Source organism: Pseudomonas sp. Pseusp9 (assembly GCF_059491265.1).
In genome coordinates this window covers 1,050,547-1,070,716 of the sequence record NZ_CP168500.1, presented here as the reverse complement: position 1 = coordinate 1,070,716, position 20,170 = coordinate 1,050,547, and the positions used below count along the sequence as shown (strand labels likewise).

The window sequence follows — 20,170 nt, the reverse complement described above, 5'->3', positions numbered from 1 at the left end:
AAAACGAAAATGAGAGACCATCATTCCCCCCACCGTGAACATGGCGATGGCCGTGACGGGTTCGAAAAGCGCCCTGGCCGTGAACGCGGCGGTCGCGGACCACGGGTGTTCGCGCCCGGCGACCTGAAACTGCTGCTGCTGGCCTTGATCGCCGAGCAGCCCTGCCACGGCTACGACCTGATCCGCCAGATCGAAGGGATGTTCGACGGTGCCTACAGCCCCAGCCCCGGCGTGATCTATCCGACCCTGACCTTTCTGGAAGAAAGCGAAATGATCCAGGGCGATGCCGAAGGCGGAAAAAAACGCTACAGCGTGACGGAGGCCGGGCGCCAGTCCCTGATCGAGCAGGCTGTTGCCCTTGAAGGTGTGCGGGTGCGCATCGATGTCAGTAAACGTTCGTTGCGTGGCCACGATCGCCCGCCCGAGATCCATGAGGCGGTGCATAACCTGCGCCATGCCCTGCAATTGCACCATGGCCGCTGGAGCCCCGAAGAAATCCGGCGCGTCTCGACCCTGCTCAACAACACCGCCAAAGCCATTGTCGACGGCCCTGCCGTTCAGCCTGCCCAGGAGTCAGCCGAATGATCGACGTTATCGTGCCTTCCCAAACCATTCACCGCGTCATGCATGAAATCAAACGGCGTCGCCTGGAAGTGCTGCGGGTGGTCGACCTGACACCACGGATGCGCCGCATTACCCTGGGCGGCCCGGAGCTGGCGGGTTTTGTCAGCCTTGGCACCGACGATCACGTCAAGTTGCTGTTCCCGCAGAGCGCCGAGCAAGCCGCGGCGCTGGAAACCCTGGTGCTGGGCGCCGGCAAGGACAACGGGCCGATGCCGGCCATGCGCGACTACACGCCACGCCGCTACGACCTGAACACGCTGGAACTGGACATCGACTTCGTGCTGCACGGCGACGGCCCGGCTTCGACCTGGGCAGAACAGGCCAGACCCGGCCAGTTCCTGCACATCGGCGGGCCCCGTGGCTCGATGATCGTGCCGGACATCTTCGACAGCTACCTGCTGATCGGCGATGAGACTGCCCTGCCCGCCATCGCCCGCCGTCTCGAAGGGCTGGCGCCCAATCGCCGGGCGTTGGTGATTGTCGAGGTGGAAAACGGCAAGGAGCAGCAAGTGCTGCAGAGCGCTGCCGAAGTCAATGTGATCTGGGTGCTGCGTGAAGGCGGCAAGGATCATTTACTAAGCACTGTGCGGCAGATCCAGGTTCCTGCAGGAAGCTTGTATGCCTGGGTCGCGACCGAGAGCAAGGTGTCGCGGCAGATTCGCCGGGTGTTGCTCGATGAGCATGGGCTGGATGACAAGTTCGTTAAAGCCGTAGGCTACTGGCGGCTGGATGACAGCGACGAGGAGTAACTTCCTCACTGCCCCCTTCGCGAGCAGGCTCGCTCCCACCTTTGGAATGTGCTCTCCTGTGGGAGCGAGCCTGCTCGCGAAGGCGATGCTACGAACGCTACAAATCCATGCCCTTGCCACCACGCCATCGATCCAACGCGATCAACAGCAACGCAATCGCCACGAACCCCGCCAGCAATCCCCCGGCATTGATGAACACCTGTGGATAACCCAGCTTCTCCACATCAATGAACGGGTACGGATAAGTCGCCAGCAAATGCCCGCGCAGCAGGGAATAGGCGAAGTACACCAGCGGATAAATCACCCACAACGCAGTGTGCCCAAAGCGCAACATGCCCTTTGGCACACAACACCACCAATAACCCAGGAACAGCAGCGGCATGATGTCATGCAGCAACTCATCGGCCAGCCATTGCCAGCCTTCGGGATGCCACAAATGGCGCAGCAGCACGTTATAGGCCAGGCCGACCACGGCGATGCTCACGGCCACTCCACTGCTGACCCAGGGTTGTAAAAACCAGCGGCGCGCGGCCGATTCGCGGGACGTCATTTCACTGGTCAGAACAGTTGCCACCAGCGTATTGCTGAGCACGGTGAAATAGCTGAAGAAGCTCACCAGCCCGCCGGTCAAACTGGCTGCCAGCGTCCAGCGCGAGTAGAGAATCAGGTACAGCTGAATACTCAATCCGGCCCAGCCAAGGATGGCAGCGATGGCGACGAAACGACGCCGCGCGACTGACGGGTTGAACATGTCAGAGCGGACGCTTGGTGCGCATCAGCTTCACGTACAAACGCTCGACCTTCTCCCGCGCCCACGGGGTTTTACGCAGGAACGTCAGGCTCGACTTGATGCTCGGGTCACTCTTGAAGCAGCGGATATCGATGCGCTCGGCCAGCCCCGACCATTCGTAGTGTTCAACCAGGGCATTGAGGATTTGCTCCAGGGTTACGCCATGCAGCGGGTCGTGGGTCTGTTCGGTCATGCCGGGCCTTCAGCGATGTAGGGATGGGAAGCCGCGCACCTTAGCCGAGGGCTTCGTTGGGGGGAAGCGATCTGTTAAATGTAGGCGATCCCAGTATCCCGGGATTCTTGGATTCTTGGATTCTGTAGGAGCGAGCTTGCTCGCGATGGTCGTTAACGATAACGCGTGCATTCTGGATAAACGCGTTGCTCACAGGTTCTTCGCGAGCGAGCTCGCTCCTACAGGGGGAACACTGTTACCAAATCCGAAAGGCTGCATGTCAGTAAAAGCCCTTTCTCTATTTGTAACAGAACATTATCCTTGCGCCCGCCTTAGCTGAAACGCTTCCGCTAGCCACTTCTTCCGCTCATCCCCCAGAAAAAGATCAAGAATTTCTTCTCTATGCCTGATTTACGATTTTCGAAAGACAGCGCTGTCTTTAAGGCTGTCTCTTGCCAGAACGCCCTCAAACTGATCAGCGGATTCACCGCGTTCGGCCTCGCCACCTGTGTCCAGGCCACTGCGGCATTCGATAGCGACTCACCGTGGATGCTCGGCGACTGGAATGGCGCTCGTACTGAACTCGCGGAAAAAGGCTACGACTTCAAAGTCGATTACACCGGCGAGATGGGCAGCAACCTGCACGGCGGCTACGACCACGACCGCACTGCGCGCTATAGCGACCAGTTCGGCCTGGGCACCCATCTGGACTTGCAGAAGATCCTCGGTTGGGACGCTGCCGAATTTCAGCTGACGATCACCGAACGCAGCGGCAACAACATCAGCAACGACCGCATCAACGATCCGCGCGTCGGTGGCTTCACCTCGGCCCAGGAAGTCTGGGGACGTGGCCAGACCTGGCGCCTGACGCAGATGTGGTATCAGCAGAAGTTCCTCGATCAGAAACTCGACATCAAGGTCGGCCGCTTCGGTGAGGGCGAAGACTTCAACAGCTTCCCCTGCGACTTCCAGAACCTGGCGTTCTGCGGTTCCCAGGTCGGCAACTGGGCGGGCGACATCTGGTACAACTGGCCGGTCAGCCAGTGGGCGCTGCGGGTCAAATATCACCTGACGCCCGAGCTGTACGCGCAGGTTGGCGCCTATGAGCAAAACTCCTCGAACCTGGATCGCGGTAATGGCTTCAAGCTCAGCGGCAGCGGCACCCAAGGCGCGGTCCTGCCGGTGGAGCTGGTGTGGACGCCGAAGCTCAACGGCCTGCCGGGTGAATATCGCGCTGGTTACTACTACAGCAGCGCCAAGGCCACCGACGTCTACAAGGACAGCAACGGCCAACCGGCCGCCCTGAGTGGCGAGGCCTACCGCAGCGCCTCGAGCAAGCACGGCATGTGGCTGGGCCTTCAGCAGCAAGTCACCAGCCTCGCCAGCGACCACTCCCGCGGCCTGAGCCTGTTCGCCAACGGCACGATGCACGACAAGAAAACCAATGCCATCGACAACTACGTCCAGGCCGGCCTTGTCTACAAAGGCCCGTTCGACGCCCGCGCCAAAGACGACATCGGTTTCGCCATGGCCCGCGTGCACGTCAACCCGGCCTTTCGCAAGAACGCCGAGGCGACCAACCAGGCCCATGCCGTCTTCGACTTCGACGATCCGGCCTTCCTGCCACCGCAGGACACTGAATACAGCGCCGAACTCTATTACGGCGTGCACGTCACCCACTGGCTGACCGTGCGCCCGAACCTGCAATACATCCGCCATCCCGGTGGTGTCGACCAGGTCGATGACGCGCTGATTGGCGGGATCAAGATCCAGTCGTCGTTCTAACCAACACCACAAAACCCTGTAGGAGCGAGCTTGCTCGCGATGGACGTCAACGATAACGCTGCGAGCCTGACACCCCGCGGCGCTCTCAGGTTTCTCGCGAGCAAGCTCGCTCCTACAGGGACTGCGTCAACCACAACGGTTTTATGAACCATGCCCGTGCCGGATCGTCATCTACAGTGAACCTGCGCGGGACTACTTGAAACGTCACGGAGAATCACACTATGAGCACTGATGGTGCCTTGGGTCGAGGTCGTCTGTTGCCGACCTTGCTCGGCATACTGCTTCTGCTAATGGGCCTGGCCATGCTGGCCGGGGGGATCAAGCTGAGCATGCTCGGCGGCTCGCTGTATTACCTGCTGGCCGGTATCGGCCTGGCGCTGAGCGGCGTGTTGCTGATCGCCGCTCGCCGCGCTGCGCTGGGCCTGTACGCCCTGGTGCTGTTCGCCAGCACCCTGTGGGCCCTGTGGGAAGTCGGCCTGGACTGGTGGCAACTGGTGCCGCGCCTGGCGCTGTGGTTCGCCCTCGGCGTGGTGCTGCTGCTGCCGTGGTTCCGTCGCCCATTGCTGATCAACGGCCCTGCCCCCATGGGCACTGGCGCCTTGAGCGTGGCCGTGGTCCTGGCCGGTGTTACTGCCCTGGCCAGCCAGTTCACCCATCCGGGCGAGACCTTAGGTGAGCTGGGTCGTGACTCGGCTGACATGACCAGCACTGCGCCACAAATGCCTGACGGAGACTGGCAGGCCTATGGCCGCAGCGAGTTCGGTGACCGCTACTCGCCACTCAAGCAGATCACCCCGGCCAACGTCGGCAAGCTGCAAGAAGCCTGGCGCATCCAGACCGGCGACCTGCCAACCGCCGATGACCCGGTGGAACTGACCAACGAAAACACCCCGCTCAAGGCCAACGGCATGCTCTATGCCTGCACCGCCCATAGCAAGGTGCTGGCACTGGACCCGGACACCGGCAAGGAACTGTGGCGTTTCGACCCACAGATCAAGAGCCCGGTGGGCTTCAAGGGCTTCGCCCACATGACCTGCCGTGGCGTGTCGTACTACGACGAAGCCGCTTATGCCAAGTCTGAAACCGCTGCGTCCGCCGTCATCTCCGAGGCCGGCAAAGCCGTTGCCCAGGCTTGCCCGCGTCGCCTGTACCTGCCAACCGCCGATGCACGCCTGATCGCACTCAACGCCGACACCGGCAAGATCTGCGAAGGCTTCGGCACCAACGGTGTGGTTGACCTGACCCAAGGCATCGGCCCGTTCACCGCCGGTGGCTACTACTCCACCTCGCCAGCCGCGATCACCCGTGACCTGGTGATCATGGGCGGTCACGTCACCGACAACGAATCGACCAACGAGCCGTCCGGCGTGATCCGCGCCTACGACGTGCGCGACGGTCATCTGGTATGGAACTGGGACAGCAACAACCCGGACGCCACCGAACCCTTGGCCCCGGGCCAGACCTACAGCCGCAACTCAGCGAACATGTGGTCGCTGGCCAGCGTCGACGAAAAACTCGGCATGGTCTACCTGCCACTGGGCAACCAGACGCCTGACCAGTGGGGCGCAGACCGCACCCCGGGCGCCGAGAAGTTCAGTGCCGGCCTGGTCGCCCTGGACCTCGCTACCGGCAAGGTGCGCTGGAACTACCAGTTCACTCACCACGACCTGTGGGACATGGACGTTGGCAGCCAGCCAACCCTGCTCGACATGAAAACCGCCGACGGCGTGAAACCTGCGCTGATCGCCCCGACCAAACAGGGCAGCCTGTATGTCCTCGACCGTCGTGACGGCACGCCGATCATCCCGATCAAGGAAATCCCGGTTCCGCAAGGCGCCGTGAAAGGCGACCACACCGCCCCGACCCAGGCCCGTTCGGACCTGAACCTGCTGGCCCCGGAACTGACCGAAAAAGCCATGTGGGGCGCCAGCCCGTTTGACCAGATGCTGTGCCGCATCCAGTTCAAAGAGCTGCGTTACGAAGGTCAGTACACCCCGCCATCGGAACAGGGCAGCCTGATCTATCCGGGTAACGTCGGCGTGTTCAACTGGGGCGGCGTTTCGGTCGACCCGGTTCGCCAGATGCTGTTCACCAGCCCGAACTACATGGCCTTCGTCTCGAAAATGGTGCCTCGCGCCGAAGTCGCGGCCGGTAGCAAGCGCGAGAGCGAAACAGCGGGCGTGCAACCGAACACGGGCGCACCGTACGCGGTGATCATGCACCCGTTCATGTCGCCGTTCGGCGTGCCGTGCCAGGCTCCGGCCTGGGGCTACGTCGCCGGTATCGACCTGACCACCGGCAAAGTCGTGTGGAAACGCAAGAACGGCACCAGCCGCGACAGCTCGCCAATTCCTGTCGGCATGAACCTCGGCGTGCCGAGCATGGGCGGCTCGATCGTCACCGCCGGCGGCGTCGGCTTCCTCAGCGGCACCCTGGACCAGTACCTGCGCGCCTATGACGTCAACAGCGGCAAAGAACTGTGGAAAGCTCGTCTGCCGGCTGGCGGCCAGGCTACGCCGATGACCTATACCGGCAAGGACGGCAAGCAGTACGTGCTGTTGGTCGTCGGTGGCCACGGCTCACTGGGCACCAAGATGGGTGACTATGTGATTGCTTACAAGTTGTCGGAATAAGTTTTAGCGGCAGTCAAATCAAAGGCGACGCCCTCACAGGCGTCGCCTTTTTTTGTTACACACAAAACCACTGTAGGAGCGAGCCTGCTCGCGATGGTGTGTCAGCGAAATTGATGCCGACTGACACACCATCGCGAGCAGGCTCGCTCCTACAGGGGGCCGGTGTCGTGCTGAAATCCAGCTAACCTGTCTCTCTCCTGAACACGCCTTCGAATCACCGCTTCGCAGAAAATGACCGTTGAAACCACCGCCAACCTGCCCCATCTAAGACCCATACCCATTGCGCAGGTGCCCCCATGAGCGACCAGCAAGCATTCCCCGAAGACCCGAGCGAATACGCAGACCCGGAAAACGCCCCGCACCAAGCCGCTGGCAAAGGTCTGGCCCTGCCCGGCCAGAACCTGCCGGACAAGGTCTACATCATCCCGATCCACAACCGACCGTTTTTCCCGGCCCAGGTGCTGCCGGTCATCGTCAACGAAGAACCGTGGGCCGAGACGCTCGACCTGGTGGCCAAGTCCGGACACCACTCCCTGGCCCTGTTCTACATGGACTCGCCCCAGGAAGACCCGCGCCACTTCGACACCTCGGCCCTGCCGCTCTACGGCACCCTGGTCAAGGTGCACCACGCCAGCCGCGAAAACGGCAAGCTGCAGTTCGTCGCCCAGGGCCTGACCCGTGTGCGTCTGAAGACCTGGCTCAAACATCACCGCCCGCCGTATCTGGTGGAAGTCGAATACCCGCACCAGCCCACCGAGCCGACCGACGAGGTCAAGGCCTACGGCATGGCGCTGATCAATGCGATCAAGGAACTGCTGCCGCTCAACCCGCTGTACAGCGAAGAGCTGAAGAACTACCTCAACCGCTTCAGCCCCAACGATCCGTCGCCGCTGACCGATTTCGCCGCCGCACTGACCTCGGCCACCGGCAGCGAACTGCAGGAAGTGCTCGACTGCGTGCCCATGCTCAAGCGCATGGAAAAAGTCCTGCCGATGCTGCGCAAGGAAGTCGAGGTCGCGCGCCTGCAAAAAGAGATTTCCGCCGAAGTTAACCGCAAGATCGGTGAACATCAGCGCGAGTTCTTCCTCAAGGAACAACTCAAGGTCATCCAGCAGGAGCTGGGGCTGACCAAGGATGACCGCAGCGCCGACCTTGAACAGTTCGAGCAACGGCTGACCGGCAAGGTGTTGTCGTCGCAAGCGCAAAAGCGCATCGAAGAAGAGATGAACAAGCTGTCGGTGCTGGAAACCGGCTCGCCCGAGTATGCGGTCACCCGCAACTACCTCGACTGGGCGACCTCGGTGCCGTGGGGGGTCTACGGCGAGGACAAGCTCGACCTCAAGCACGCGCGCAAGGTGCTGGACAAACATCACGCCGGCCTCGACGACATCAAGGACCGCATCCTCGAATTCCTCGCGGTCGGGGCCTACAAAGGCGAGATCAGCGGTTCCATCGTATTGCTGGTCGGCCCGCCGGGTGTGGGCAAGACCAGCGTCGGCAAATCCATCGCCGAATCCCTGGGCCGGCCGTTTTATCGCTTCAGCCTCGGCGGCATGCGCGATGAAGCCGAGATCAAGGGCCACCGCCGCACCTACATCGGCGCGCAACCGGGCAAACTGGTCCAGGCGTTGAAAGACGTCGAGGTGATGAACCCGGTGATCATGCTCGACGAGATCGACAAGATGGGCCAGAGCTACCAGGGCGACCCGGCCTCGGCGCTGCTGGAAACCCTCGATCCGGAGCAGAACGTCGAATTCCTCGACCACTATCTGGACCTGCGCCTGGACCTGTCGAAAGTGTTGTTCGTGTGCACCGCCAACACCCTCGATTCGATCCCCGGCCCGCTGCTGGACCGGATGGAAGTGATCCGCCTGTCGGGGTACATCACCGAAGAAAAAGTCGCCATCGCCAAACGTCACCTGTGGCCCAAGCAGCTGGAGAAAGCCGGTGTGTCCAAGGCCAGCCTGAGCATCAGCGACAGCGCGCTCAAGGCGTTGGTCGACGGTTATGCCCGTGAAGCCGGCGTGCGCCAGCTGGAAAAAAACCTCGGCAAACTGGTGCGCAAAGCGGTGATGAAGCTGCTCGACGAGCCGCAAGCCGTGATCAAGCTCGGGCCGAAAGACCTGGAGGCCTCCCTCGGCAAACCGGTGTTCCGCAACGAGCAGGTGCTGGCGGGTGTCGGCGTGATCACTGGCCTTGCCTGGACCAGCATGGGCGGCGCGACCCTGCCGATCGAGGCCACGCGCATCCACACCCTCAACCGTGGGTTCAAGCTCACCGGACAGTTGGGGGACGTGATGAAAGAGTCGGCGGAGATCGCCTACAGCTACGTCAGCTCGCACCTGAAGTCGTATGGCGGCGATCCGAAGTTCTTCGACGAAGCCTTCGTCCACCTGCACGTGCCAGAAGGCGCCACACCGAAAGACGGCCCGAGCGCCGGCGTGACCATGGCCAGTGCCCTGCTATCGCTGGCGCGCAACCAACCGCCGAAAAAAGGCGTGGCCATGACCGGCGAACTGACCTTGACCGGGCATGTATTGCCGATTGGCGGGGTGCGGGAAAAAGTGATTGCGGCGCGGCGGCAGAAGATTTTCGAACTGATCCTGCCAGAGGCCAACCGCGGGAATTTCGAGGAGCTGCCGGAGTACCTGAAGGAAGGCATTACCGTGCACTTCGCCAAGCGCTTTGCGGATGTGGCGAAGGTGTTGTTCTGACAGTGATGTAGCGCCTGCACTACCGCTATCGCGAGCAGGCTCGCTCCCACAGTGGAATGTGTAGAACACAAATTGAGTGTTCACAGAAGATCCCTGTGGGAGCGAGCCTGCTCGCGAAGGCGCCGGCACTCACAACACCAATTCCCGCAGCTGTCACACTTTGTCTCATCTCGGTTATGCTCGCCGTTCGTCGTGAACGCTGGAGCCACTGACCTTATGTCCCCCATTCGCCTGCTTGTCCCCCTCGCCCTCGCCTTGCTGGCCGCGTGCGCCACGCAACCGAAACAGAACGTGACCGTGGAAAAACAAAGCGAATGTCCGGTGAAACTCACCAACGGGCAAAACCTGATCCTGAGCCTGCCGAGCAATCCGACCACGGGCTATCGCTGGGCGATCCAGGATTCGGCCGGTGGCGTCTTGCACACCCTGGGGCCAGAGGTTTATCGAAACCCGGAAGATGCCGGCATCGTCGGCGCAGCCGGGGTCTCGACCTGGCGCTTTCAGGCGTTTGCGACCGGCACCGGGCGTTTGCGCCTGACCTCGCAACAGCCATGGGCGCCGGAAGTGCTGCCGGTGGAATCCTTCGACTGCGCGATCTCGGTCAACTGACCGTGGGCTGGCTGATTCTGGCGCTGATGGGCGCAGTGACCTTTCTTTACGGCGTGAGCGTGCATGCTTCTCTCTTGTGCCTGCTGGTCAAGCCACTGCCGGTGCTGGCCCTGCTCGGCTGGCTGCACGACGCACCACCCGGCGACTATCGGCGCTGGATCAGCCTGGGCTTGATCTTCTCCCTGCTCGGCGACGTGTTGCTGGCGTGGCCGGGGGACTTGTTCGTGTTCGGCTTGGGCGCGTTTCTCGTCGCCCACCTGGCTTATCTGAAAGCGTATTTAAGCGATTGCCGGCGGCTGGCGTTGCTGCCGCTGGTGCTGGCCCTCGGCGTCGGGGCCGTCCTGCTGGGGATTTTGATTTCCAACGGTCTCGGCCCATTGCTGGTGCCCGTGATTGTCTATGGCACGGCGATCAGCGCCATGCTCTGGCGCGCGCTCGCGCGGCTCGGCACCGATGTGCCCAAGCGCTCGGCGCTGCTGGCGGCGGCAGGTGCGGTGGCGTTCGTGTTTTCCGACAGTGTGATTGGCATCAGCCGTTTCGTGGTGCCGTTCGATGCGGCGCCTTACGTGATCATCCTCAGCTACTGGCTGGGACAATGGGGGATCACTGCTTCGGCGTTCACCCAAAAACCGCGCTGATTTCTTCGCGAGCAGGCTCGCTCCCACAGGTACAGTTCAGGCCTTGTGGGGGCGAGTCAGCTCGCGAAAGCGGTATCACTGAAAACACGGACCTCAGAGTCTGCCCGCCGGTTTATCAGACAACCCGCGCATCAGCGCGCCAACTTGGCTAAAATGCCGGCCTTTTCCACCTACACCGCTGGAACCGCCGTGAGCAAAGAACCCGATCGCCTTTTCGCCCAGCCTCTGGCCCAGGTGCCCGACTTCGCCTTTAACGAGGACGTGGTGCGGGTGTTCCCGGACATGATCAAGCGCTCGGTGCCGGGCTATCCGACCATTGTCGAAAACCTCGGCGTGCTCGCCGCGCAGTTCGCCCAGCCGGGCAGCGTGCTCTACGACCTGGGTTCGTCGCTGGGTGCCGTGACCCAGGCCCTGCGCCGGCACGTGCGCACCGACGGTTGCCGGGTGATCGCGGTGGATAACTCGGCGGCGATGGTCGAACGCTGCCGCGAGTACCTCAACGGGCAGGATTCGATGTTCCAGGAACTGCTGCCGGTCGAGGTGATCGAAGGCGATATCCTTGCCCTCGACTTTCAGCCAGCCTCGGTGGTGGCGTTGAACTTCACTCTGCAATTCATCGCCCCCGACCAGCGTACCGCGTTGCTGGGTCGCATCCGCCAATCGCTGCTGCCCGGTGGCGCGCTGATCCTCTCGGAGAAGCTGCGCTTCAACGACCCCGAAGAGCATGCGCTGCTGACCGACCTGCACATCGCCTTCAAACGCGCCAACGGCTACAGCGAACTGGAAATCGCCCAGAAGCGCAGCGCCATCGAAAACGTCATGAAGCCCGACAGCCTCGAAGAACACCGCGAACGCCTGTTGGCCGCCGGTTTCTCGAAAGTCGTGCCGTGGTTCCAGTGTCTTAACTTTGCCTCGTTGATTGCCTTGCCATGATTGATCTGTCCCCCCTCGCCCGCCGTCTGGCCGGAACACCGCTGGCTGACTGGGCCAACACCCTGCAAGCGCAACTCGACAAGAAAATGGAAAAAGGTCACGGCGACCTGGAGCGCTGGCAAAGCGCGCTGGACGCCTTGCCGAAGATCCAGCCAAGTGAAGTCGATCTGCTCAACGGCTTGAAGCTGGACACCGATTGCAGCGACGAGACCCGTGCGCAAATGCGCACCGCGTTGATGGGGCTGTCGCCATGGCGCAAGGGGCCGTTCGATCTGTTTGGCGTGCACGTCGACACCGAATGGCGCTCGGACTGGAAATGGTCACGAGTAGCTCCGCATCTGGATCTGCAAGGCAAGCGCATCCTCGACGTCGGCTGCGGCAACGGCTATTACATGTGGCGCATGCTCGGCGCCGGCGCGGACAGCGTGATCGGCGTCGATCCGAACTGGCTGTTCTTCTGCCAGTTCCAGGCGGTGCAACGTTACCTGTCCGAGCCCAATGCCTGGCACCTGCCATTCCCCTTCGAAGACCTGCCGCCGAACCTCGAAGGCTTCGACACGGTGTTTTCCATGGGCGTGTTCTACCACCGCCGCTCGCCGATCGAGCATTTGCTGGCGCTGAAGGATTGCCTGGTCAAGGGCGGCGAACTGGTGCTCGAAACGCTGGTGGTCGAAGGTGACAAACACCAGGTACTGGTGCCGGAAGACCGTTACGCGCAAATGCGCAATGTGTGGTTCTTGCCATCGGTGCCGGCGCTGGAACTGTGGCTGCGCCGCGCCGGGTTCACCGATGTGAAGTGCGTGGATGTGAGCACCACCACGGTCGAGGAACAGCGCGGGACGGAGTGGATGAAGTATCAGTCGCTCAGTGACTTTCTCGATCCGGAAGATCACAGCAAGACGATTGAAGGGCTGCCGGCACCAATGCGCGCCGTCATTGTCGCCAGGAAGTAACGCAAAACCCTGTAGGAGCGAGCCTGCTCGCGATGGAGTGTCAGTCGACACCGATCAACCTGACACTCCATCGCGAGCAAGCTCGCTCCTACAGAGGTTCGGTATTCAGTCTGAGGGTTTGGCGCGCCGGGCCTTGAAGAACTCGCTCAGCACCGCCCCGCACTCCTCCGCCAACACTCCGCCCTCATACAGCACCCGGTGATTCAAGAAACCCTGGGTAAAGAACTGCCCCTGACTCTGCACAATCCCGGCCTTGGGCTCCAGCGCGCCGTACACCACCCGCGCAATCCGCGAATGCACGATCAGGCCTGCGCACATGCTGCACGGCTCCAGGGTCACATACAGCGTGCTGCCTGGCAGGCGATAGTTGCTCACGGCCTGGGCAGCGGCGCGGATGGCGACCATCTCGGCGTGGGCGCTCGGGTCGCTGGCACTGATCGGGCAATTGAAGCCGCGGCCGATGATTTCACCGTCCTGCACCAGCACCGCGCCCACCGGCACTTCGCCGAGCGCGGCACCTTGCGCCGCCAGGGCCAGCGCTTCACGCATGAAATCCCGATCACGGCTGCGGTCGATAATGGCGGCGGGGCGAATCTGACGCATCACGCCACCTCGATCGCGGCCATCAGGCCGGTTTCCATGTGGTCGATCACGTGGCAGTGGAACATCCACACCCCAGGGTTATCCGCCACCAGCGCCACCTGGGCGCGCTCGTTCTTGCCCAGCAGGTAGGTGTCGGTGAAGTACGGAATGATTTTGTGCCGGTTCGAGGCGATGACCTTGAAGCTCATGCCGTGCAGGTGAATCGGGTGCTGATACTGAGTCATGTTTTTCAATTCGAAGATGTAGCTCTTGCCCTTCTCAAGCTTGGCAATCGGGCGGTCGGAGCAAGTCTTGTCGGTGATGTCCCAAGCCTTGCCGTTGATCTGCCACAGGCTTGGCGGCTTGCCGTTGTCGATATTGACCGACACCGAGCCCACCCATTCGAAATTGAAGTTGAGTTTCTCGGCATTGGCCAGGTCCGGCTCGGCGATCGGGTTGGCCGGCAGTGCCGGCGGCCAGTCGGTCGGCGCGTCGCCATTGGCCACCGAGCGCAAGGTACCCAGGCGAACCGGACCGTTGCGCAGGGAAAGTTCTTCACCGGCCGGTGGTGCCTTGATTGCCAGGCAAATGCGCATGCCGGGGCCGAGCCAGTATTCCTTGCCCAGCGGGCGCGGCTCGATGGGATTGCCGTCCAGCGCGTAGATCTGCGCTTCGACACCGGGAATGTTCAGGCGATAGGTCAGGGTGTTATCGAGGTTGAGCAGACGCACTCGGGTGATCTGCCCGGCGGGCAAATCGATCACCGGCTGCGAGACGCCGTTGATGGTCGACAGACGCCCGGCCGTGCCGCCACGGGCCGCTTCACGGGGGATGCTGAACTCGACGAAATTGCCCACCTCGTCGACATGCCAGCTCTTGAGGCTCAGTGTTTTTTCGTACTGGAAACCGGTCGGCTCGCGCTCTTCGATGATCAATGGCCCGACCAGCCCGCGGCCGAGCTCTTCGCTGCTGTTCACGTGCGGGTGATACCAGTAACTGCCGGCATCCGGCACGCGGAACTTGTAGTCGAAATACTCACCCGGCAGCACCGGCAACTGCGACACGTAGGGCACGCCGTCCATTTCCAGCGGCAGGCGGATGCCGTGCCAGTGAATGGTGGTGGCAACCGGCAAATGGTTGATGAAGCGCACCCGCAGCCATTCGCCCTGACGCACGCGCAACTCGGTGCCCGGTGCCGAGGGGCCGAACGCCCAGGCTTGGGTCTTGTGCCCCGGCACCAGCTCGACGTCCAGCGGCGCGGCAATCAGCTCATAGTCGTGCCCGGCATCGGCGTCGGCCATCTTGCCCAGCCAGTAGCGCGACGCGCCACCGGCTCCCACGCCAACGACAACAAGACCGGCCAGGCCACCGAGGATTTGGCGACGGGTAAACGACATGAACTCAACTACCTCACGAATCAGCAACAGGCCCACGGCCCGCAAAAGGCGAATACGATACACCCGCAATTGTGAAAGAAACAGCAAAGCGGGCGCGGCGACGGGTCACAGTCGGCGCGCCTGAAAGGACACTGGATGCGGAAGGCCGACCGCCGCTGTAGCTCAAATGCCCCGGACTCAACGGTGACTAACGAAAGAAAAACGAAAAAGAGCAGGCATCTCTGCCTGCTCTTTTCGTTGCTTTGTGCGCTCGATTGAATCATCTGCTCACTGCAGAGCATTCATATTTTCTTGTGCAATTTCCACGCATCGGCAAACGGCGCCGTTCCTTTGTCATAAGGCTTGAACACGGCCATATAGATCAGGCCAAAGCCAATGACCACCGCTGCGGTAAGCAGGATGCCGTAGTTGCTGTACCAAGGGGCATCCGGCGTACGCGGCCATGACATGTTGACGACTGCCAGCAAGCCGTAGACCAGCGCCAGGATATTCACGATCCAGCCCCAGCCACCCAAGGTGAATTGACCTGCCGGTTTCCAGCCGCGAAGCCGTGCGAACAGCGCCCCACCCACAATCATCTGGAACGACAGATAAATGCCGATGGCGGCAAAGCTCACGATGATCGCGATAGCGTTTTCCAGGTAGAACCCGGCACATACGATCGCAGCCGGGATAATGCCGCAGGCGATCAATGCTGCCGTGGGCACCCGTGTCTTGGGTGAAAGGCGCTTGAGCACGCCGCTGCCCATGACCATTTCGTCCCGGGCAAAGGAGTACAGCAAACGGCTGGCCGCCGCCTGCAAGCTCAGGACGCAGGACACGAAGGAGACCGTGATGACCGCTGTCACGATGCGCCATCCGGTCGGCCCAAACGCATTGGCCATGATGGTCGACATGGGGTCTTTGTCTTCGCCGGACAGCACCTTGGCAATGTCCGGAACTGCCAGAATCAATGCCAACGCGGCAAAGATCGCAGCGCCACCACCAATGTAGATGGTCATGCGCATGGCCTTGGGAATGCGCTTGCTCGGATTTGGCGTCTCTTCAGCCACATCACCGCACGCTTCAAAGCCGTAGTAAAGGAACATGCCCGCCAGCGAAGCGGTCAGAAACGCGGGCCAGTAACTGCCATCAATGCTGATGTCGAAGGTGTTGAACAGCACCGAAAACGGTTGATGACGCTCGAAGATCAGCAGGTAGCCACCGATCACGATCGCACCCAACAACTCGCAGATGAAACCAAACATGGCAACTTTGGCCAGTAGCTTGGTCCCGCTCAAGTTCAGCAGCGTTGCCATCACGGTCAGGGCCAGCGCGACGAATGTGTTGGTCACCGGGCTCGGTTCGAAGCCAAGCATGGCTGCGATATAAGGACCGGCACCCAACGCGACTGCTGCAATGGTCACGCACAGCGAAACGGAGTAGATCCAGCCCACCATCCAGGCCCAGCGCTTGCCCACCAGGCGACGTGCCCACGGATAGACCCCCCCGGAAATCGGGAACTGCGAAACCACTTCACAGAAGATCAGGCAGACCAACATCTGCCCAAGACCGACCAGCAAGTACGACCAGAACATGGGCGGTCCGCCCGCCGCCAGGCACAAGCCGAAGAGCGTATAAACGCCCACGACCGGCGACAGGTAGGTGAAGCCCAACGCAAAGTTTTCCCAGAGGCTCATACTTCTTTCGAAGTTAGACGTATAGCCAAGCGCCCTGAGTTGGGCGGCATCGCTGTCCGCCGCGGTGAATTCGGAACTGTTCATGTGGTTATCCTGAGGACATTGTCCTGTCGGCAGTTATTGTTTTTGCTTTACGACTTACAACTTGATCCAGGTCGCCTTCAGTTCGGTGTACTTGTCGAACGCGTGCAGCGACTTGTCGCGACCGTTGCCGGACTGCTTGAAGCCACCGAACGGGGCAGTCATGTCGCCGCCATCGTACTGATTGACCCATACGCTACCGGCACGCAGTGCCTTGGCCGTCAGGTGCGCCTTGGAGATGTCGCCAGTCCACACCGCCGCGGCCAGGCCGTACGGCGTGTCGTTGGCGATCGCAATGGCTTCTTCGGCGTTGTCGAACTCGATGACCGACAGCACCGGGCCGAAGATCTCTTCCCGGGCGATTTTCATCGCGTTGCTCACGCCGTCGAAAATGGTTGGCTCAACGTAAGTGCCGCCGGTTTCCTGCAGGGTGCGCTTGCCACCAGCCACCAGTTTGGCGCCATCGGCAAGACCGGACTCGATGTAGGACAACACGGTGTTCATCTGCTGGGTGTCGACCAGCGCGCCGACGTTGGTGTCCGGGTCCAGCGGATTGCCCGGCTTCCAGGTTTTCAGCGCCTCGATCACCAGCGGCAGGAATGTGTCCTTGATCGAACGCTCCACCAGCAGGCGCGAACCGGCGGTGCAGACTTCGCCCTGGTTGAAGGCGATGGCACCAGCAGCGGCTTCGGCAGCCTCCTGCAGGTTCGGCGCATCGGCGAACACGATGTTCGGGCTCTTGCCGCCGGCTTCGAGCCAGACGCGCTTCATGTTCGACTCGCCGGAGTAGATCAACAATTGCTTGGCGATCCTGGTCGAGCCGGTGAACACCAGGGTGTCCACGTCGTTGTGCAGGGCCAGGGCCTTGCCGACGGTATGACCGTAACCTGGCAGGACGTTGAGCACGCCAGCCGGAATGCCGGCCTCGATCGCCAGTTGGGCGATGCGGATAGCAGTCAGCGGGGACTTTTCCGATGGCTTGAGGATTACCGAGTTACCGGTGGACAGCGCCGGCCCCAGTTTCCAGCACGCCATCATCAGCGGAAAATTCCACGGCACGATGGCGGCAACGACGCCGACTGGCTCACGGGTGACCAGGCCGAGTTGGTCATGCGCAGTAGCCGCGACTTCGTCGTAGATCTTGTCGATGGCCTCGCCGCTCCAGCTCAAGGCTTGAGCCGCTTGTGGAACGTCAACGACCAGTGAGTCGCTGATCGGCTTGCCCATGTCCAGGGTTTCCAGCAGCGCCAGTTCGTCGGCATTGGCTTCCAGCAGGGCCGCGAAACGAATCATGACCTGCTTTCTGTCTGCCGGCGCCATGCGCGACCAGACGCCCGAATCGAAGGTGGTGCGGGCCACTTCAACAGCCCGGTCGGCATCCGCTGCCGAGCAACTGGCGACCTTGGTCAGCAGACGACCATCGACCGGACTCAGACAATCGAAAGTCTCCCCCTCGATGGCGTGGGTATAGTCCCCTCCGATAAACGCGCGCCCTTCTATCTTCAGTGCTCGAGCGCGAGCTTCCCAGGTGTCGAGCGTTGGATTCGTCATGACGGTGCCCTCTGTGTTGATGCCAGTGCTTGTCAGCGCTCACGTTGGATGTCGGCGCCAGGTTTTTATTAAACATATGGAACCGTATCTTATGTTTTAAAAACCACCAAGCTGCGTGTCGCTTTTATCGAAAAACGACATATTCATGGCCTTATCCTGCCCATGGCGGGCTTTCCTATTGCAAGCGAGATGGGATATGACTAAAAGAAACTTGATTCCATATTTTTTGTGATGGGCAGGATGACTCAACCGAACAAAGTGAATCGACTCTCCTTGCTGCAGGTCAGCCAGGAAGGCAAGCCCGAGGAAGTGGCGCGCCGCCTGATCGAGGTCATTGACCTGGGCCTGATCGGCGAAGGCGAACAATTGCCCAGCGAAAGCGAATTGGCGAACCGGTTCGGCGTGGCCACCGTCACGTTGCGCGATGCCTTGGCGATCCTGCGTCAACGCGGTGTTGTCGCCACGAAGCGCGGCAGAAATGGCGGCAGTTTTGTCTGCGCACCCATAGAGGTTTCCGATGACCTTCTCAAGGTCAGATTGAGCCACATGAGTTCGCTGGAACTGCGCGACCTCTGCGACGAACACATCGCGATTTCAGCGACTGCGGCTGGCCTGGCAGCCAGCCCCTCTTCCAGTGTCCAGCACCAGCGACTGGAGCATTTCGTGACGGCACTCCAGGAAGCCAACACGCGCAGTGAACTGAGGCGGGCCGATGCGCGCTTCCACATCGAGATCGCCGTTGCGGCCCAATCGGTGCGCCTGACCCACGCGGAAATGCGACTTCAGGCCGAGATGGGCGAGCTGCAATGGATCTCCACGAACGACGCTTACAAAAACACCGCCGTTGCCGAGCACCGGGCGATTCTCCAGGCCGTAATGGCCGGCGAATCCAATCTGGCCAGTGCGCTGACAGAAGCCCATGTCAAGGAAGGTATCAAACGCCTGATGGGTCTGCGCTTCGAGTTGCTTGAGCTGCAAGAGAGCAGATTGTCATGATCACGACAGAACAGAACGAAGAACTCCACCAGTGCACCCAGCGCCTGGAAAAAGTGTTCAACCAGGTGTTCGAACAACTCGAGACACTGGCCGAACAGGTGGTAACGGTCTGGGACGCGCTGGCTACTGAAGGCAGAAAACCGACCACCAAAGACCTGGCATTCCTGCAAGCGACCATTGAAGAAAGGCTGTCAACTAACGACACGTACATCCATGGCACCGGCGTAGTGCTCGAACCCGGCGAACTCGCCGATCAAGAGCTGTTCCTCGAATGGTTCTACCGCCCCGCCAGCGGAAAAATCGCACCGATGATGCTGAACTTCAACCGCCAGAGCGAAAGCTTCTATAACTACCAGGGCATGCCCTGGTTCACCCGCCCCAAGCTGACACTTCAGGCCTCGGTTGAAGGACCGTTCGTGGACCTCTACGGCACCGAACTCTACATATTGGCCTTCTCCGTGCCGATCTTGGCCGATGGGCACTTTGTCGGCGTCGCCGCGGCGGATATTGCCCTGCACGAGTTCGATCAACTACTCACCCGCTGCCTGCTGCGCATGAAAAACGAGGCATTCATCATCAACGGCGAAGGCCGCATTGTCGCGGCTAATTCTGCCAACTGGTTCGTGGGCAACATGGCCAGCCACCCGGCCGCTGCCAAGGTGCACAAGCTAAAACCGCTATCGATCGATTGGTCGCTGGTAGAACTGCCGACTCCCCGATAGGTCGCTGAATGCCTGGGCAAAACTGATTTCCGTCTCTCCAACAACAGCAATAAACGAAGAGGAAATACCATGCACCGGATAACGCTTCGCCTTGTCAGCATCCTGGCCTTTCTCTTGTTTGCACAGTTTTCGGCTGCGGCCGACAAAGAGAAGACCCTGGAGGTCATCACCGCCTACATGAGCGCCTGGAACAAACACGAACCCGATACAGCGGCACAGTACTTTGCCGAAAACGGCGAGTTTCTGGACGCCTCCGTCGGGGTGCCAAAAGTCGGCAGAGAAACCGCCAGAGTCGAGGTCATCAAACTTTTTATCGATGCGGTGCCTGATCTGAAATGGCAGATGGTTGGCCAACCGATCATCGATGGCGACAACATCGCCTTCGAATGGCAATTCGATGGGCACAACACCGGCGCCTGGGCACCCGAGACACCCGCAACCAACAAGCCGCTGTCGTTCAAGGGCGTCAGTTTCATTCAACTGAAAGACGGCAAGATCGCGACACAGCATGATTACTACGATGCGCTGTCGTTCAACAAACAGCTGGGTTGGTAATTTTCCT

The 20,170-nt window shown here is 61.0% G+C and carries 18 protein-coding genes; 12 read left to right on the top strand and 6 right to left on the bottom strand.

Features of this window, described 5'->3' with window-relative positions:
• Positions 1-9: 9 nt before the first annotated feature.
• Both ACEN8E_RS04740 and ACEN8E_RS04735 read left to right on the top strand, forming a co-directional pair.
• The gene (locus ACEN8E_RS04740) at positions 10-585 is read left to right on the top strand and encodes a PadR family transcriptional regulator (RefSeq protein WP_495591630.1); all 576 of its coding nucleotides are present in this window, start codon (positions 10-12) and stop codon (positions 583-585) included.
• Positions 582-1,373: a siderophore-interacting protein gene (locus tag ACEN8E_RS04735; RefSeq protein WP_495591629.1), complete on the top strand. Its 792-nt coding sequence runs from the start codon at positions 582-584 to the stop codon at positions 1,371-1,373. The genes ACEN8E_RS04740 and ACEN8E_RS04735 overlap by 4 nt, the downstream gene beginning before the upstream one ends.
• 97 nt (positions 1,374-1,470) lie before the next feature.
• Here ACEN8E_RS04735 and ACEN8E_RS04730 read toward each other — a convergent pair whose 3' ends face one another.
• A complete protein-coding gene (locus ACEN8E_RS04730; protein WP_495591628.1) occupies positions 1,471-2,124 on the bottom strand; it encodes a Pr6Pr family membrane protein in 654 nt (217 codons plus the stop codon).
• A 1-nt stretch (position 2,125) separates the two neighbouring features.
• Positions 2,126-2,356, bottom strand: a complete 231-nt coding sequence (locus tag ACEN8E_RS04725) for a VF530 family protein (RefSeq protein WP_095193720.1) — start codon at positions 2,354-2,356, stop codon at positions 2,126-2,128.
• A gap of 381 nt (positions 2,357-2,737) precedes the next feature.
• Here ACEN8E_RS04725 and ACEN8E_RS04720 point away from each other — a divergent pair, with 381 nt between their 5' ends.
• The 7 genes from ACEN8E_RS04720 (at position 2,738) to cmoB (ending at position 12,600) form a co-directional block, all read left to right on the top strand.
• Entirely contained in the window at positions 2,738-4,120 is a 1,383-nt protein-coding gene (locus tag ACEN8E_RS04720) for a carbohydrate porin (RefSeq protein ID WP_495591627.1), read from the top strand.
• A 221-nt stretch (positions 4,121-4,341) separates the two neighbouring features.
• On the top strand, positions 4,342-6,753 hold the full coding sequence (locus tag ACEN8E_RS04715; RefSeq protein WP_495591626.1) for a glucose/quinate/shikimate family membrane-bound PQQ-dependent dehydrogenase: 2,412 nt from the start codon (positions 4,342-4,344) through the stop codon (positions 6,751-6,753).
• Positions 6,754-7,049: 296 nt separating this feature from the next.
• On the top strand, positions 7,050-9,467 hold the full coding sequence (lon, locus tag ACEN8E_RS04710; RefSeq protein WP_495591625.1) for an endopeptidase La: 2,418 nt from the start codon (positions 7,050-7,052) through the stop codon (positions 9,465-9,467).
• Between the two features lie 216 nt (positions 9,468-9,683).
• Positions 9,684-10,076, top strand: coding sequence for a protease inhibitor I42 family protein (locus tag ACEN8E_RS04705; RefSeq protein ID WP_495591624.1), 393 nt, complete (start codon positions 9,684-9,686; stop codon positions 10,074-10,076).
• Between the two features lie 2 nt (positions 10,077-10,078).
• Positions 10,079-10,714, top strand: a complete 636-nt coding sequence (locus ACEN8E_RS04700; protein WP_495593273.1) for a lysoplasmalogenase — start codon at positions 10,079-10,081, stop codon at positions 10,712-10,714.
• A 153-nt stretch (positions 10,715-10,867) separates the two neighbouring features.
• On the top strand, positions 10,868-11,647 hold the full coding sequence (cmoA, locus tag ACEN8E_RS04695) for a carboxy-S-adenosyl-L-methionine synthase CmoA (protein ID WP_495591623.1): 780 nt from the start codon (positions 10,868-10,870) through the stop codon (positions 11,645-11,647).
• Positions 11,644-12,600 (top strand): tRNA 5-methoxyuridine(34)/uridine 5-oxyacetic acid(34) synthase CmoB, encoded by a 957-nt coding sequence (gene cmoB / locus ACEN8E_RS04690; RefSeq protein WP_495591622.1) that lies wholly within the window; start codon positions 11,644-11,646, stop codon positions 12,598-12,600. The genes cmoA and cmoB overlap by 4 nt, the downstream gene beginning before the upstream one ends.
• Before the next feature lie 105 nt (positions 12,601-12,705).
• On the opposite strand, the gene tadA is transcribed toward cmoB, so the two are convergent.
• From tadA to ACEN8E_RS04670, 4 genes are all read right to left on the bottom strand, one after another.
• Positions 12,706-13,203 carry a tRNA adenosine(34) deaminase TadA gene (gene tadA / locus ACEN8E_RS04685; protein ID WP_442095739.1) on the bottom strand — a complete coding sequence of 166 codons (498 nt, stop codon included), beginning with the start codon at positions 13,201-13,203 and terminating at the stop codon, positions 12,706-12,708.
• Positions 13,203-14,579 (bottom strand): multicopper oxidase family protein, encoded by a 1,377-nt coding sequence (locus tag ACEN8E_RS04680; protein ID WP_495591621.1) that lies wholly within the window; start codon positions 14,577-14,579, stop codon positions 13,203-13,205. The genes tadA and ACEN8E_RS04680 overlap by 1 nt, the downstream gene beginning before the upstream one ends.
• 281 nt (positions 14,580-14,860) lie before the next feature.
• Positions 14,861-16,342 carry an APC family permease gene (locus ACEN8E_RS04675; protein ID WP_495591620.1) on the bottom strand — a complete coding sequence of 494 codons (1,482 nt, stop codon included), beginning with the start codon at positions 16,340-16,342 and terminating at the stop codon, positions 14,861-14,863.
• Between the two features lie 54 nt (positions 16,343-16,396).
• Positions 16,397-17,890, bottom strand: coding sequence for an aldehyde dehydrogenase (locus tag ACEN8E_RS04670; protein ID WP_495591619.1), 1,494 nt, complete (start codon positions 17,888-17,890; stop codon positions 16,397-16,399).
• A gap of 240 nt (positions 17,891-18,130) precedes the next feature.
• Here ACEN8E_RS04670 and ACEN8E_RS04665 point away from each other — a divergent pair, with 240 nt between their 5' ends.
• The 3 genes from ACEN8E_RS04665 to ACEN8E_RS04655 all read left to right on the top strand — a co-directional run bounded on the left by ACEN8E_RS04665 (position 18,131) and on the right by ACEN8E_RS04655 (position 20,163).
• Positions 18,131-18,886, top strand: coding sequence for a FadR/GntR family transcriptional regulator (locus tag ACEN8E_RS04665; protein ID WP_495591618.1), 756 nt, complete (start codon positions 18,131-18,133; stop codon positions 18,884-18,886).
• Positions 18,883-19,608 carry a cache domain-containing protein gene (locus ACEN8E_RS04660; RefSeq protein WP_495591617.1) on the top strand — a complete coding sequence of 242 codons (726 nt, stop codon included), beginning with the start codon at positions 18,883-18,885 and terminating at the stop codon, positions 19,606-19,608. Before ACEN8E_RS04665 ends, ACEN8E_RS04660 begins: the two co-directional genes overlap by 4 nt.
• Positions 19,609-19,677: 69 nt before the next feature.
• Complete coding sequence (locus ACEN8E_RS04655) at positions 19,678-20,163, top strand: ester cyclase (protein WP_495591616.1); 486 nt, start codon at positions 19,678-19,680, stop codon at positions 20,161-20,163.
• The last annotated feature ends 7 nt before the right edge of the window (positions 20,164-20,170 follow it).

What these genes read in the sequence shown, in the direction of transcription:
- ACEN8E_RS04740 (WP_495591630.1), top strand. Translation starts at nt 10, where the DNA reads ATGAGAGACCATCATTCCCCCCACCGTGAACATGGCGATGGCCGTGAC.
- ACEN8E_RS04735 (WP_495591629.1), top strand. Translation starts at nt 582, where the DNA reads ATGATCGACGTTATCGTGCCTTCCCAAACCATTCACCGCGTCATGCAT.
- ACEN8E_RS04730 (WP_495591628.1), bottom strand. Translation starts at nt 2,124, where the DNA reads ATGTTCAACCCGTCAGTCGCGCGGCGTCGTTTCGTCGCCATCGCTGCC.
- ACEN8E_RS04725 (WP_095193720.1), bottom strand. Translation starts at nt 2,356, where the DNA reads ATGACCGAACAGACCCACGACCCGCTGCATGGCGTAACCCTGGAGCAA.
- ACEN8E_RS04720 (WP_495591627.1), top strand. Translation starts at nt 2,738, where the DNA reads ATGCCTGATTTACGATTTTCGAAAGACAGCGCTGTCTTTAAGGCTGTC.
- ACEN8E_RS04715 (WP_495591626.1), top strand. Translation starts at nt 4,342, where the DNA reads ATGAGCACTGATGGTGCCTTGGGTCGAGGTCGTCTGTTGCCGACCTTG.
- lon (WP_495591625.1), top strand. Translation starts at nt 7,050, where the DNA reads ATGAGCGACCAGCAAGCATTCCCCGAAGACCCGAGCGAATACGCAGAC.
- ACEN8E_RS04705 (WP_495591624.1), top strand. Translation starts at nt 9,684, where the DNA reads ATGTCCCCCATTCGCCTGCTTGTCCCCCTCGCCCTCGCCTTGCTGGCC.
- cmoA (WP_495591623.1), top strand. Translation starts at nt 10,868, where the DNA reads ATGCCGGCCTTTTCCACCTACACCGCTGGAACCGCCGTGAGCAAAGAA.
- cmoB (WP_495591622.1), top strand. Translation starts at nt 11,644, where the DNA reads ATGATTGATCTGTCCCCCCTCGCCCGCCGTCTGGCCGGAACACCGCTG.
- tadA (WP_442095739.1), bottom strand. Translation starts at nt 13,203, where the DNA reads ATGCGTCAGATTCGCCCCGCCGCCATTATCGACCGCAGCCGTGATCGG.
- ACEN8E_RS04680 (WP_495591621.1), bottom strand. Translation starts at nt 14,579, where the DNA reads ATGTCGTTTACCCGTCGCCAAATCCTCGGTGGCCTGGCCGGTCTTGTT.
- ACEN8E_RS04675 (WP_495591620.1), bottom strand. Translation starts at nt 16,342, where the DNA reads ATGAACAGTTCCGAATTCACCGCGGCGGACAGCGATGCCGCCCAACTC.
- ACEN8E_RS04670 (WP_495591619.1), bottom strand. Translation starts at nt 17,890, where the DNA reads ATGACGAATCCAACGCTCGACACCTGGGAAGCTCGCGCTCGAGCACTG.
- ACEN8E_RS04665 (WP_495591618.1), top strand. Translation starts at nt 18,131, where the DNA reads ATGACTCAACCGAACAAAGTGAATCGACTCTCCTTGCTGCAGGTCAGC.
- ACEN8E_RS04660 (WP_495591617.1), top strand. Translation starts at nt 18,883, where the DNA reads ATGATCACGACAGAACAGAACGAAGAACTCCACCAGTGCACCCAGCGC.
- ACEN8E_RS04655 (WP_495591616.1), top strand. Translation starts at nt 19,678, where the DNA reads ATGCACCGGATAACGCTTCGCCTTGTCAGCATCCTGGCCTTTCTCTTG.